At 44.7% G+C, this 14,044-nt stretch carries 10 protein-coding genes; all 10 read right to left on the bottom strand.

Features of this window, described 5'->3' with window-relative positions:
* Positions 1–15: 15 nt before the first annotated feature.
* Positions 16–663, bottom strand: coding sequence for a hypothetical protein (locus JAO78_RS07460; RefSeq protein WP_226750750.1), 648 nt, complete (start codon positions 661–663; stop codon positions 16–18).
* Positions 664–665: 2 nt separating this feature from the next.
* Positions 666–1,757, bottom strand: a complete 1,092-nt coding sequence (locus JAO78_RS07455) for a ComEC/Rec2 family competence protein (protein ID WP_226750749.1) — start codon at positions 1,755–1,757, stop codon at positions 666–668.
* Positions 1,758–1,918: 161 nt separating this feature from the next.
* Positions 1,919–2,701, bottom strand: coding sequence for a phospholipase D-like domain-containing protein (locus JAO78_RS07450; protein WP_226750748.1), 783 nt, complete (start codon positions 2,699–2,701; stop codon positions 1,919–1,921).
* Positions 2,702–2,721: 20 nt separating this feature from the next.
* Positions 2,722–3,603, bottom strand: coding sequence for a hypothetical protein (locus JAO78_RS07445; RefSeq protein ID WP_226750747.1), 882 nt, complete (start codon positions 3,601–3,603; stop codon positions 2,722–2,724).
* The gene (locus tag JAO78_RS07440; protein ID WP_226750746.1) at positions 3,603–5,021 is read right to left on the bottom strand and encodes a DUF3696 domain-containing protein; all 1,419 of its coding nucleotides are present in this window, start codon (positions 5,019–5,021) and stop codon (positions 3,603–3,605) included. Before JAO78_RS07440 ends, JAO78_RS07445 begins: the two co-directional genes overlap by 1 nt.
* Positions 5,022–5,030: 9 nt before the next feature.
* Positions 5,031–5,741, bottom strand: a complete 711-nt coding sequence (locus JAO78_RS07435; RefSeq protein WP_226750745.1) for an HNH endonuclease — start codon at positions 5,739–5,741, stop codon at positions 5,031–5,033.
* 19 nt (positions 5,742–5,760) lie between these two features.
* Entirely contained in the window at positions 5,761–6,894 is a 1,134-nt protein-coding gene (locus tag JAO78_RS07430; RefSeq protein ID WP_226750744.1) for a restriction endonuclease subunit S, read from the bottom strand.
* Entirely contained in the window at positions 6,891–8,480 is a 1,590-nt protein-coding gene (locus JAO78_RS07425; RefSeq protein ID WP_226750743.1) for a type I restriction-modification system subunit M, read from the bottom strand. The genes JAO78_RS07430 and JAO78_RS07425 overlap by 4 nt, the downstream gene beginning before the upstream one ends.
* A gap of 17 nt (positions 8,481–8,497) precedes the next feature.
* A complete protein-coding gene (locus tag JAO78_RS07420; RefSeq protein WP_226750742.1) occupies positions 8,498–11,923 on the bottom strand; it encodes a DEAD/DEAH box helicase family protein in 3,426 nt (1,141 codons plus the stop codon).
* Positions 11,924–11,993: 70 nt separating this feature from the next.
* Positions 11,994–13,493: a sigma-54 interaction domain-containing protein gene (locus JAO78_RS07415; RefSeq protein WP_226750741.1), complete on the bottom strand. Its 1,500-nt coding sequence runs from the start codon at positions 13,491–13,493 to the stop codon at positions 11,994–11,996.
* Between the last annotated feature and the right edge of the window lie 551 nt (positions 13,494–14,044).

The following is a 14,044-nucleotide window of genomic DNA, read 5'->3' as shown; positions in this document are numbered from 1 at the left end:
CTCTCCTTCAGTTCGCTATTTCTGATTAGAACGTGGCTGCATCAGCCAGGTGACAACAGCATTGGTCACCATTCTTTTGCCGCTATGATGAGCAGCAAGCACGCTGGCAAAAACAAAGAACACAGACACTAAAAACGAGTATGGGGCAAAAACAGCAGCAACCACTGGCACTGTAATGACCCCAAGCGCCAGCAGTAGGCCAATAACAAGTGACACCACAACGCTGTCACGCCAGAGCAAAAACGCTTTGTGCGCATCTTTTATCAGCGGCTCATGCTGTAATGGATAATAAATATGCTGATACCACACTTGGTTCTGCTGGGCCTCCGCCGCATTCAATGGCACCAGCGGCATCACTTTGTGCTGTAAAGCAAGCAAATCGATACGCGGGTCTTGAGCCGCAAGGTGCAAAAAGCGGTGACCCGGTAATGTATTGTTTAGGCGTAAGTACACCAGCTGAAACTTTATCGAAGCAGGCAGCAGGCCGCTGAAAAGCGCTGCAAGTAGCATTATTGCTGCCATCACAACGCTACCTTGAGTAAACTCCTCTATAACAGACCAACTAAAATCCGAACTCGAGAGAAGATAAGCTATCAATAGCTGTGCAACCATAATCATCGCAAGCAACGGTAGGTTTTGCGTTTTTAAGGATACCTCGGCCATAGTTAAACCTCCTCTTCATAAGAAAAGTGGTATGGCTCTGCAGTCAAAGAGGACCAACCGGCGCGACCAGGTGAATTGTGGTAATGCATTATTCCCTGACCACGAGTGACTAAAACTCTGGCACCGCGGTGCGCAAATGCATTTAGTACAGCTTTTCGCGGATGCTTGGGTTCGCTCGCTCTGGCAGTAGAGGCAATGGCAGTTACACCACTTTGCACGCCCTGCGCAACCGGGCTACCAATCAGACGGTTTAACACTGTAGGGCCAACATTGCGCCGGCTACCGTGATGCGGAATTTGGATAAGCGTCAGCTCAGCGCCGGAGTAACAACCGTCTACTTCATCAGCTGCATATTCTAATGCCTGAATTCCAGCATCTGCGGTAAATACCAGACGGCGACCGTCGACAATAAGCTGAGTAATAACGCTGGAGTTATTTTTAGCCGAAGTCTGGCCATCATCGGCGATATGATCTTCACCCCAATTAGCAAAAAACGTTTTTACCACACGCATCGCTTTATCAAACCAGCCTTCGCTGATAAGAGAGCGGTTTTCAGCACGAGCCGGCATACCTTCAAAATCAGGAATTAGCGACTCGTAATAAGACTGGCTGGGGCCCAATACTTTAACGGCACCGGATTTATCCGTCAGACCAGTGAACGGCTCTTTCAGAACAATGCCCTTTCTGTTTGCCAATTTGGACAGTAACCATGCACGCTCTAAATTTTGCTTTAAACGCTCACCCAGGCCGCTATCCGTTAGCCGGCCGTCGGCAAACTCATCTGCCAGCTTATGGTTATGTAACCAGGGCTGGTGCAGCCACAGCTCGTTAACCTGCAGTTCGTTTAAAATGACTTCAAGGCCATTAATATGGTCCTGATCCGGGTGGCTACTTATCACCAAATCGACAATGTCTGTGCCAAAATGATTACGTATATGGTCGACCAGCTCATTACCGGTATCGCTATAACCACCATCAATCACCACGACAGTTTGCTCATGGCGACTACCATGTAAATTACCAAACCGGATGGCAATCGCATCACCGCTTTTTGACTCGCTACCTACACCTAAAAAATCTACTTCGTAACCCATGTTTATCTCCTGTGAAATGTTAGTCACAAGAGGTAATTCAGGAGTCATGCCATTTTAATTAGTTAAATAAAATCATACAGATAAATTATATTCGCGAATAAGCGGAAGGATAATAAAGTAATATTAATTACCTTATAGTAATAATATATACCGTCAATGAATTAACTCAGACAAGCGCCGGTATTGAAGTAGACTTCTGGCGTTGCGTATTCACTGTGCCAATCTAAAGATTCGGATATCTCAACCATCTGAGTCCATTCATTACAAAATGCCTCAGAGACAACAGGATCCTCTAAATAAAGCGCATTCTCCAATGATGCGGCACCGTTCTTGGTAACATTAAAAGAACCTGTCCAGACAGCATATGGCAAATACGGCCACAAGCCTTGTAATTCTTCTTCCTTTGTAATGACTTTATGTCTGAGAAAAACCAAAAACTTATGATGCATGCGGGGCTGTGTCGCTGTCGCTCCACGACTATATCCTACACAACGAATACCAACTGAAGCAAAAGGGCTTCCAATGCCCACATTGTCATCAACCTGTGATGTCTCATACCATCCCATTAACCCATTCTCTGGAGTTCGGATCGGTTTGATTGCATCGTATAGAGTTCGGAGGTCAGTTTTCCAGTCAGCAGAGGACGAATTAATATCGGGCCGCAGAAAATCCTCTTTCTGAATTATTACGGATGCCGCGATTTTTTCACTAAGCGCTTTAAGTACGTTCTCACTGGTTAACCAAGCAATACAACCTACAACTGCATCTGCTGATTTAATATGATGAATTAAGTGAGCTTCTAGGTTCTTAAAGTACGCTGCAACTTTAGTTTTTTCGGATATATATCGTTGGACAGAACAATCATCAAGGGCAACTTTTCTCGTATTATCACCCATATCTGTAACGGTTTTTGTAAGATGGTTTAGATTTTGATATTTACTCACTGTGTAAAACCCGACGTAATTTAAGTTAGTTTTAAAACTACTCTTTGCTCTGGCTGCACATAGTTATAGCGACGATTGGCCCGCTCAATGTCTGGCAATTTTGCAACATAAACTGGTGTGCCGACAGCTTGCCTATCCAGATCGTTTTCATGTTTAAATCCTCGATCGTAAATCAAGCCTAGATTATTTCCTAAGATCATACGTTGGTGCAGAGCACCATTACCATCATCACTCAGGAAAAACCATGTGAGTTGAATGTTGGGGGGAATACGCTGTTTAAAATCTTTAAACTTAACCAGTTCTTGATCTAAGTTAGTTTGATCATCCTCAGCAAAAATATCGAACGCCACACTACGGCCAGCGATCTTTTCAAACATCGCTTCCAGAGTTTTACCATAACCTCGGTTAATGTTATTCCCAAGCTTCGCGTAAGGATCAATCAGACTGATTCGTTCTGCACTTCTTAAAATTGGTAATGCTGCATTTGCCAGCTCTTGTGCCCGGCATTCAACACTCCTTGAGCCTATTCGGCGAAAATCGACGTGGTCAATTTCATCCAAAGTACTGATAAATTCAGGTAAACGAGTTTCTCGCATACCCAACAAAGCATAGAAATTTTGTGCTTTATGTGAAGCAATAGCTTCGTCACACCAGTTGGCAGTTCGATATTGCCGCTCAAAACTGAGTAATGCATTTTGCAGAAGTTTAGGAATGAGGATCTGAGCTTTTTGCTGTTCTGAGAAGCTTACTTTAGACAATCTTTGTAACACAGACTCAGCCCAACTATCAGGGAACTTTGAAATTAACGCGCCGCTATAGCGGCTAAAATGGGCATTCAACAACTGTAAATCTCTACAATCTCTTACCACATCAGGGTTAACTGCAAATTCAGCAAAAAGCATTAAAACCACTCCTTACTTCGCTCTTCAAAGAAGCCATTTGGCCAAGGTCGATCAAACTCCCCTGCTTCAGTAATGTTAATTGGTTGTACACGTGTCTCGTTTTCAATTTTTTCGCAAAATATTATCTGAGCAGAGCCTGCAATGTTGCTTCCTTGCTTTCGAAAATGCTTGAGCAAACGCAGCACCATATACTCACTGTGGGTCTCTACAAAAAACTGCTTTCCAGCACTGTATTCATTAGTTTGTGTAAGCATTAAGTCAGTTAACTCAACCTGCCAGGCTGGATGTAAGTGCAGCTCTGGTTGCTCAATGCTGACAATTCCTATATCAGATTTCATCGCCGCAACCACAAAGGGGAATACCTGGGATACACCAGCGCCAACCTGGGATGGGAATAAAGGATACGAGTTTTGGTTGTCCATAAGTGCCACGCCATAACCTTTCGGCGCGTTTAAGAACTGATAATTGCATTTAAAATGTAACTGATACCATTCGTTCACTTGCTGCTGTAAGGTTCTACTACCATTATAAAAACCATCCCATCCTGCTTCGCCATCGTACCAACGCGACTTTTCAGGCGCTCTTTTGGCAACAAAGCTTCGCTTGGGTACAACTCTAAGTGGGCCAATATGTATCAAGCTTGCAAGTTTCTTTTGCAATAAACGGAGTGGACCAAGCAAACCTTGAGATAACGCCGCCTCAGCAAACACTTTTGCAGCAAGCGGATGAGCATGGTAAATTTCACTCCACTTCCAAGGCACAAAATCCAGATTTAAACTCTGATTCGGGTCTGGTAATGCTGAATCGCCTTTGTGTAATGAGATAGGCAATCGAAAACCATTCCTAATGTCATCAGCCAGATCTCTGAAGAAATCAGCAACTGGCCAATGCGATACGTCAATAAGCGTTGCATTAACTGACTTTTGCCCTTTCTGAGCCAGCAATGTCATAAACGGCTTACCATCTACGAAAGCACGGTATTCACTAACATAAGCTTTGTTATCAAGATCATTCCATTTGATATCCAACTCGAAAGATGGATTATTAGTCTGGCTATCGGGATACCAACCGGTATTTTCTTCCACTAAATTTCGTTCAACGTCACTGATAAACTCGTCAAATACATCTAAATCATCAGATGTATCTAAGTCCAGTCCGAGTGTTATGGTGTTGTTGATATCTTTACCAAATACCAACTCTTTAAAGCCACCAAGATATAAATGTTCACCAGTAATGGTTGAGTATTCCGGATCAGGATTTCGGTTAACTATCAGCTCAAAAAGATAAATTAACGCATGCAAAATACTGCTTTTACCCGAGCTATTAGCACCAAACAACATGGTCACCGGAGCAAGTGGGATCACCGCTTTACGGCGGATGCCTTTAAAATTTTGTATGGTGATGGATTTTATTTGCATGTTAGATCCTTAACTCCCATAAACGGCTTCTAACCGGCTTAAAAGTGACGCCATTACACGGGTTTCAACTTCAACGCTCATTCTGCTGGCAACCAGGGTTTGCAGGGTTATAGCCGCTTCGATGTATTGTTTCTGCTCGGCAAAGCTAAAACGTGGCCAGTTGTTGGCGTGCTTTTTAGCGTTGTGGGCTTTTAACAGCAACTGCAAATTATCTGGGTGGTGTTTGCCGGGGGCTTTGCTGTTTAGCAGCGCGGCGGCATGGTCAACTTCAAAGTCCAGCCCAAAGTAGGCTTTAAGCTGGCGGCTGATGGCTTCAAACTCGTCAATGCGGTATTGCTCGGCCACGCTCAGTTGTTCGCTGTCGCGTTTAATAATATCGATACGGCGCAGCGGCGCTAAGTCTTCTTCGACTTCTTCCGCCTCATGTTGCTGCTGCTCGTTAGGCGTTAAAAAGCGCACCCTTTTGGGCCGCTCGGTAGTATCGACTTCAATATGGCTGCCAAAACCACCGCTGGAAATACGCGAACTTAGCCTGGCGGCAATTTCCCGAAGACCGGTAGTATCGTTTCTCTGCTTAGCCGCCTGCGCGTCGGCATTAGCCAGTAAATCGGGAAATAACTCCGCCACCTTTAAAGCCCACTCAGATACCGTCAGCCAATCGGCAGCGGCACTTAAGGCATAAAGGTATTTGTCGTTGATGGTGGTAAGTTCGTTACTCATAACATCCTTGTTATTTACGTTATAACTGGCCGGAAAAGGCTTTTTGGCTTAGTGCATTAAACTCTTCAGCCGTATGTTGCTCACTTTCACGGGTCTTTGATAAAAACTCTTTTACTTTCCAATAAATCTCAGAAAACACCTTTTGCTTAGTTACCTCAGGTAAGGGTATCTGAATATCCTTAATCTTCGCTAACGTTAGGCGCGTAATTGCAGCACCAGCCATATTGGCAGTAATCACCAGCTTAGAGCGAGGGTGATTGAGAAACATGCAAAGAAACTCAGGCAGCATCAACTCTTTGTTGGGTTTTAAGAGAGCTAAACTAGACAGCATGCTGAACTCGAAATCGTATTCATTAATTGCAGCCAAACCCGTCGTTGCTCCATCCTTTATGTAAAGCACGTCATATTTCTCTGGAGCGCAACGAGAAAAAATCGCTTTATGTGACTCTTCAGAAATAAACCAAGGATCTTTGTAAAACTCTAATCCTGTGGTTTTGAGATGTTTAGCTGTTATGTAAGGCACACCAACATCAACAATCGGGGGAGAATGATGGGTCCCATCTGTAATTTTTGAACACAAAGTAGAGAGGGATTTAACTTCCCACTTTTTCGGATTGGTCACCGGGTCGCCAAACATCTTCAGAAACACGGCGCGGAGGAAGTCGTCGGCGAGCTGGATGGCTTGCTGGCGTTGGCGGCGGATGGCGTCGGCTTTGTCCAGAATCTCGGCAATGCGCTTTTGCTCGGCTAGTGGTGGGAGGGGAACTAGATTCTCTTTTAAGAACTTGTAATGCCTACTGTAACCAGCTGATTCGATCCGCAGTGAAGACAGATAATAAAACAAAAATTTTTTATCAAGCTTAACCTTAGGTTCTAGTACTTTCGCACCATCAGCACCTAAACAAAATGGCTCATTGATAAACTTAAAGATTCGCGTGTGGTCACCGAAAACAATAGCCGGATAGCTATCTAACGATACCATCGAGCTATCATCTGTAAAACCACCATATTTTTGTTGTCCCTGGTCAACAATAGGAAATAGACCTGTTTCGTTATACTCAGATTTCTGAATCTTTGAATACTCTGAGGTTGCGTCACGAATAGCCTCAGTAAAGGGCAATACATCCCAGTGTTCTGGAAATGAATTATTCACAGCATTGCCTCCAGTGCCTTTAGATCAGCCAGAATGTCGTTTTCCAGCGCCACCAACTTATTAAGGATCACTTTCGGGTCGTCATATTTCTGCTCGGCATACACTACTTGTTTGTAGCGGTTAATGGATAAATCATACTTATTACCGATGATGTCGGCTTTGCTTACCCAAAAGGCTTTTTGCGTGCGGTCGTTTTGCTCGGTTTCAGCAATGGCTTTATCCCGCGCTTTATACCCGGCTACTAACGCTGGCAGGTCGTTATCTTTAATTGGTGTACGCTTGTCATCCAGGCTAAAGCCGTCGGCTTGTACATCGTAAAACCAAACGTGGTCGGTACTGCCGCCTTTGGTGAAAATTAATATCGCGGTAGATACGCCGGCATAAGGCTTAAACACACCGCTGGGTAAGGAGATAACCGCTTCTAACTGGTTTTGATCTACCAGTAACTGGCGCAGCTGCTGGTGGGCGTTGGACGAGCCGAACAACACGCCGTCGGGCACGATGGTGGCGCTTTGGCCGCCAATTTTCAGCATGTTTTCAATAAGGGCAACGAATAACAGCTCAGTTTTTTTAGTTTTTACTTTGCGTAAAATATCCGGGCAAACGTCTTCTTCGTCCAGGCTGCCTTTAAACGGCGGGTTGGCGAGAATAATATCAAAGCCGTTTTTTGCCGCTTTGGGGAAGCGCTCTTTAAAGCTTTGGCTAAGCGTGTCTTGGTAGTGAATATCCGGCTGTTTAATACCGTGCATTACTAGGTTCATGGCCGCTACGCGCAGCATGGTGGCGTCAAAGTCAAAGCCGTGGAACATATCGCTATCAATATGCGCGCGCTGCTCTGGGGCAATTAAGTCACCCGAGTAAAGCAGGTTGTGTTGTTGCTGGCCGTTAATATCCAGCAGCGGTTTGCCCTGTTCGTCGAATAACAGTTCACGCTCTACTGCATCTTTCGATGTGTATTTTTCCAGCAGATACTCGTAGGCATTGACTAAAAAGCCGCCAGTGCCGGTTGACGGGTCGCAAATACGGCTGGTAATGCTGGGATCGAGCATTTCTACCATGGCGCGGATAATATGCCTTGGTGTGCGGAACTGACCGTTAATACCCGCGGTGGTTAGCTTGCTTAGCAGGTACTCGTATAAATCGCCTTTGGTGTCGCTGTTTTCCAGCGGTAAGTCGTTAACTATTTCAACGGCTTTCACCAACAGGCTTTGCTTTTGGATCATCAGCTGAGCGTCTTTCATAAACTCAGCAAACAGCGAACCTTCGTTGCCGTCTTTTACCGTTTGCGCCGAGCTTTCGGCAAAAAACGGAAACAACTCGTCTTTAACCAGTTTATACAGCTTGTCTGCGCCTAAGTGGCGAAAGTGCTGCCAGCGTAAGTGTTGCTGCTCATCGCTAAAACGGCGGCTAAAGGCTTTTCCGGTGCGGGCAGCGAGTTTTTCATCTTTTTGCTCGTTCATGTCCAGCAGCCGGGCATACATTAAAAAGGTAATTTGCTCTACCACCGTAAGCGGGTTGGTAATGCCGCCGGTCCAGAACTCTTCCCAGAGTTTGTCGATTTTGCTTTTTAGCTGACCTGTGATCATGGTAATTCCTGTACTGCTTATAACGGGTTAAGTGTTTTTTCAATGCGCGGGGCTTTTTGCCCCAGGTTCACATTAAACTGCTTAATAAATTGTTCGATAACATCGGCTTGTTGCTGGCTAAATACGCCGTCTAAGCCCATGTCGTGAATACTGGTAAAGGGTGCATCGTACAGCTGTTCTATGGTAATTGCGCCGTAGCGAATTAAATGGGTTTTAAGCATACCAATAAAGCGCTGCTGTTTGGCATTCATGTGGGTGTGCGTTTGCTGCACAAATTGGGTAAAGGCCTGCTCTATGGCGTCTTTGTCCATGCCCACTATGGTGCGGAGTATTTTATCTAGGCTTACGCTCGACTCAGGAAAAAACTCTTTTAAGGTGTTTAAATCAACATTCGGGTTGTGCGTGTGCACCAGTGAGTTTAGCTGGGCTAAATCATCTTCGGTTACGCTTTCACCGGCACGTATTTTTTTCAGCACCGCGTCAGTTGCAAACAGTGGTTTTAGGGTTTTTTCTACCTCTTGGCGAAAAATTTGATAATCAATCGACACAATTTTGGCCGCACGCTCCGTTACCTGATAATCGGCTTCTGCTTCTTTAATGTCTAGCACCAGTTCTGGCACTGGGGTAACCAAGCCTTTATCGCGTAAATGAATAATGCTTCGCAGCGCCTGGCGGCTTTGCTCCAGTGCAGCAAAACTAAGGTTTTGCCAGTAACTGTCTTTTTGAATATCGGCAATGGCATTGGCTTTGGCTCGCACTTCATTTAAATGCATTTGTAAGGTGGTAATTTTACCCATTATGCCTTGGCGCACTAGGTCTATGCGTGCAGGGTCGGTGTAAAGCAGGGTTTGAATAATGGCTATTTCAGTATCAAACTTATAGGCTTCCCCCTGGCCCATAATGTTGCGCCACTGCATTAACGGGGCAATGCTGTCGAACAACATGGTTTTGGTGGCTGGGGCAAACTGGTTTAGCCGCTTTTCATCTTTGCAGGCTTCAACGTCTTGCCATTTATCCCGCACGGCGATGGTGTTCATGTCCAGCGTGCAAATGTCGGCATGTATCAGTTTTATCACGCTGTTAAAAACGGCTAAGTCAGCTTTTTTCAGTACGGTTTCGGCTAAGGCTAAGCGCGTTTCAAACAGTTTTTGCGTTAGCGATTTACTTTGCTTCACATCTTCTTGCTCTGGATCCAGCTCAAAGTACTCAAAGTTTTGCCAGTGATCAAAAATTAAGAAATGGGTTTTAGGCTTACCTATGCCATACAAATCGGGGCAAAGCCTCGTGCCACGGCCAATCATTTGCCAAAACTTTACTTTGGACTTAATTGGCTTGGCGAATACTAGGTTAACCACTTCTGGCACATCAATGCCGGTATCGAGCATATCGACTGATACAGCAATACGCACGCTACCTTCATCGCTGGCTTTAAAGTCGTCAATTAACTCTTCAGCACGCTCGTATTTAGAGTGAATAACCCGGCAGAAATTATCACCAAGTTGCGGGTACATTTCGCCAAATAAGGTGGTGAGCAGCTCGGCATGTTTAATGTTGCGGGCAAATACAATGGTTTTACCTGGCAGCTGGCCGTCAGCATCGCGCAGGCCCTTTTCCATAAGATTGCGTAAAATAACCCGGTTGGTGTCTTTGTTTTTAACCGCTTCATCAATTTGCTTAGCATCAAAATCCAAGGTATTAGGATCAATGCCCTGCTCTTCTAATTGGGCTATTTGTTCATCGCTAAGCGTATTTTTGCTGATGCCCTCGCGTAGAAACTTCGTAGTAAAGCTAACAATTTTATAAGGGACTAAGTTACCCTCCTCGATCGCTTGCTCTAACGGGTAGTTAGCGGTAGGCAGCTTGTAGTCGCAACCAAACAGCTCACAGGTCGAGCGCGAGACCATTTCTACCGGTGTGGCGGTTAAGCCTACTTCAAGTGCATCAAAGTACTTAAAAATATCGCCGTAAATATTGTAAATAGAGCGGTGCGATTCATCGGCGACAATTAAATCAAAATAACCTACGTCGTATTTTTGAAAAATTCGCATCATGCCAGGGTAAGTGGCAATAAACACTCGGGCGCTGTCGGCAGCGGCTTTTTTGCTTTTACCCACCACGTATAGCGGCTCTTTGGTATGCTCGTTAAAGGCATTACCCGCTTGTTTACGTAGCTCTTTTCTGTCACATAAAAACAGCACGCGCTTCGCCCAACCGGCATCAAGCATGCGTTTAGCAAGCGCAATAGACACCCGGGTTTTACCGGTGCCCGTGGCTTGCACCACTAAGGCTTTGCGGTGTTTGTCGGCAAAGCGTTCACACACCCGAGTAATGCTTTCCATTTGGTATAAACGGCCAGCCACTTTGGTATCAATTGGCGTTTTGTTTAAGTCTTTTTTCAGGCTGCGCTGCTTAATTAAATATTGCAGGCTGTCTTTGCTGTAATAACCGTAAACCTTGCGGCTATTGTAACCTTGCGCATCGTCCAGCAGGCGAATATCGTAGCCGTTGGTGTAAAAAATGACTGGGCGGCGGCCATAGCGTTTTTCTAGTGCATTGGCATATAAAATGGCTTGCTGGCGGCCTTTCTCAACAGATTCACGGGTGCGTTTGGCTTCAATAACTGCCAGTGGCAGCTCGTCATCGTCAAACAGCACATAGTCGACATAGCCTTTACCGGTGGCAGTTGGCTGGCCGTCGACGGCAAATTCTTTGCGTACCTGCTCGGTTGAGGTTTCATCTAAGGACACGTCCCAACCGGCTGCACGTAAATCCATATCGATAATACGGGCGCGGGTTTGGGCTTCATTAAAATTAAAGCCCGACATGCTGGCATAGCCTGCTTTGGCTTGCGCTACTGCGCCGTCATTAATGGCTTGCTTCAGGTTAGCGGCTTCTTGCTGCGCTTTTAGCTGGGCCGCTTCGGCGGTTTTTAACTCGTCCAGCGCCTGCTTTAAACGTATTTCGTGCTCAGCTAATTTGGATTGTAGTTGCTTATTCTCGCGGGCGAACTGGGTATCAGATTGCCCTGCCAGCTTGGTACAGTCGGGCGCGATAAATTCAGGCAGGTTGTTTGCATTACCACCACAATAGGCCACATAAAAATAACCGCTGACAAAATAGCATTCTTGTAGGATCCAGACCGCTTCTTGCTGGCTGACTCTACCTTCATGTGCCGCACGGTTACCACTTTTGCGGATTGCATGCAGTTTATCGATAATTGGGCTAGGCACCACAGAGGTAAAGCTGTCGGCATTAATTTTGTCGACGATATTAGCGTTGGGGTAAACCGGTAATTGCAGTTTGGTATAAATAACGCCAACGATTTTTTCCATCAGGCAGCGCATTTTCACCAGCGCACTTTGCGGATCGCTACAGGCGTAATCCTGGGCAAAGGCAGCCAGTTGATATAACTCGGGTAGCGCTTCAAGATGTTTAAAACTCATTGCGTGCTTCATTCCTGCGTGTTCCTTATATCCCTGTATTACAACTTTAATGCCACAACAAAAGCTCTAATTAATTTTCAGTATCAATGTGCAGCTGCTTCATCCAGTTCGTTAATGTTTGGTGATTGGCCAGCCCTAACAACTTTGCAGCTTTGGACTTATTACCTGCAGTTTTACCAAGTGCCGCTTTGACGATGTTTTCTTTAATTCCATCAATATATTGCTGAATATCGAATCCAGCAACTAATTCAGGTACAACGGCGGTATTTTCAGTTGTTTTAACCGTTTCTACCAGCGCATTTTGAATATCTGCTCCGCTAAGTTCGGTATTGTCTGCCCACAACACCGCCCGATTTAATGCGTTCCAAAGTGCCCGAATATTGCCAGGCCAGCTCTGCTCTTTTATAAAACCAATTGCAGGATTGCTAATTTTTTTACATTTATACTCAGGTAGTTTGGCAAACACAGCGTTTATCTCAGCCATAATCTGCTTAACCAGTTCAGGTATATCGGCAGTGCGATTGCGCAGTGCTGGCAGCTCAACTACCCCTACCGCAATACGGTAAAACAAATCTTCCCGAAAAGTACCTTCAGCAACCATTTCCGTTAAATGGCGATGGGTAGCCGCTATTATCCGCACATCAACCTGACGAGTTTTGCTATCGCCTACCCGGGTAATTTCGCCCTGCTGCAGCGCGCGGAGTAATTTTACCTGCACAGCCGGTGTTAACTCTCCAATCTCATCCAAAAAAAGCGTGCCACCATTAGCCTGCTCAAATAAACCGGCATGGTCATTATTCGCACCGGTAAATGCGCCTTTAACATGGCCAAATAAAATGGAATCGACCAGGTTTTCCGGTAAAGCGCCACAGTTAACGGTTTTAAGCGGCTTTGCACTACGATTACTTGCGCCATGTATCGCAGTTGCCAATACCTCTTTCCCGGTGCCGGTTTCGCCCAATATTAATGCGGGTAAATCGGTCATCGCCAGCCTTTGTGCTTTATGCTTAACTGCCTGCATTGCTTCAGAAACAGAGACCATATCATCAAAAGCAGCTGATAATTTTGGACCTGCAACGACTTTAGCGGAAATACTGCTTAAAGCTGCTTTGGCATAGGTAGCGTCAAAATCAAACGGTATACGTACATCTTCTATGGTGTTATCGCGAGCAGACTGTAAAAAGTGACACTCATATATCCCCTTCCCCAGCAATACCGATACTGCCGTCATCGCTGGTGTGCCCGAGGTCAGATTTATATAAACTTGATTTTCAACACGACAAAGTGCTTGCAGGTTTTTCTGCATAATCGCCGCTACGGCCTGATAATCTGTTGGCGAGTTAAGCGACTGATTTTTAATTTCGACATTTGCAGGACGATGCAATACAGCAAGACGTTTCTTTAGCCATTTCTCGTAGCTATCCCAGTGTTCCTCCCAAGTATTGGCAAGAATAATAATATGGTCAAAAATAATACTGTGCTTGGTAGCTAGCGTTGCAATAGATGCAGGCTCGTTCGCTTGCATATTGTCGATGTCGGTTTTACCCAGCCAAGAGATAAGGATATTCATAGATTCACTAAACCAAATACGTTTTAATGCAGCCTAGCAGGCTGCTGTTTAATGAACCAGTGGTTTCGTAATAAATCTTCAAAAGATGCAAATTTATTTACGAAAAAAATTAATGCTTCAGATTAAGCTCTTTAATTTGGTCTGTTAATTTACTAATATTCAGTTGCTAAACCTGTAAAACGCAGGTTTGTGTTAACCGGCTTAATTACAACTAAACCCATTGTAAGCTGACTTTTATATATGCAGCTGTGTCTTTAAATTTTTTATTGCTTGTTTGCTACAGTAATCCTATTCTTTTTTTATAATTTTTAACAAAATTTATGAGATGAAATACAAAATGTCTGAATTCGAAAATATGAGCACAACTGAAATACTTAATAAAATGCAATTACTGAATACCACTAAACCTCAAACTGTTAATGGGGCAAGAGTGGCATCGATACTTTACAAACTTTTGCATGAAGAACTTGATAATAGAAATTACTTAGCGGAAAGACCTTCTCGTACCTTTTCGCCACCCTCCATGAAAAAGTAAATTTTAAAAAACTTTG

Origin of the sequence: Alishewanella maricola (assembly GCF_016343785.1) — a bacterium.
Lineage (GTDB): Bacteria > Pseudomonadota > Gammaproteobacteria > Enterobacterales > Alteromonadaceae > Alishewanella > Alishewanella maricola.
The sequence above is the reverse complement of the archived record's forward strand: the minus strand, read 5'-3'. Positions and strand labels throughout refer to the sequence as shown.

What these genes read in the sequence shown, in the direction of transcription:
- JAO78_RS07440 (WP_226750746.1), bottom strand. Translation starts at nt 5,021, where the DNA reads ATGCAAATAAAATCCATCACCATACAAAATTTTAAAGGCATCCGCCGT.
- JAO78_RS07415 (WP_226750741.1), bottom strand. Translation starts at nt 13,493, where the DNA reads ATGAATATCCTTATCTCTTGGCTGGGTAAAACCGACATCGACAATATG.
- JAO78_RS07425 (WP_226750743.1), bottom strand. Translation starts at nt 8,480, where the DNA reads ATGATCACAGGTCAGCTAAAAAGCAAAATCGACAAACTCTGGGAAGAG.
- JAO78_RS07435 (WP_226750745.1), bottom strand. Translation starts at nt 5,741, where the DNA reads ATGAGTAACGAACTTACCACCATCAACGACAAATACCTTTATGCCTTA.
- JAO78_RS07455 (WP_226750749.1), bottom strand. Translation starts at nt 1,757, where the DNA reads ATGGGTTACGAAGTAGATTTTTTAGGTGTAGGTAGCGAGTCAAAAAGC.
- JAO78_RS07460 (WP_226750750.1), bottom strand. Translation starts at nt 663, where the DNA reads ATGGCCGAGGTATCCTTAAAAACGCAAAACCTACCGTTGCTTGCGATG.
- JAO78_RS07445 (WP_226750747.1), bottom strand. Translation starts at nt 3,603, where the DNA reads ATGCTTTTTGCTGAATTTGCAGTTAACCCTGATGTGGTAAGAGATTGT.
- JAO78_RS07420 (WP_226750742.1), bottom strand. Translation starts at nt 11,923, where the DNA reads ATGAGTTTTAAACATCTTGAAGCGCTACCCGAGTTATATCAACTGGCT.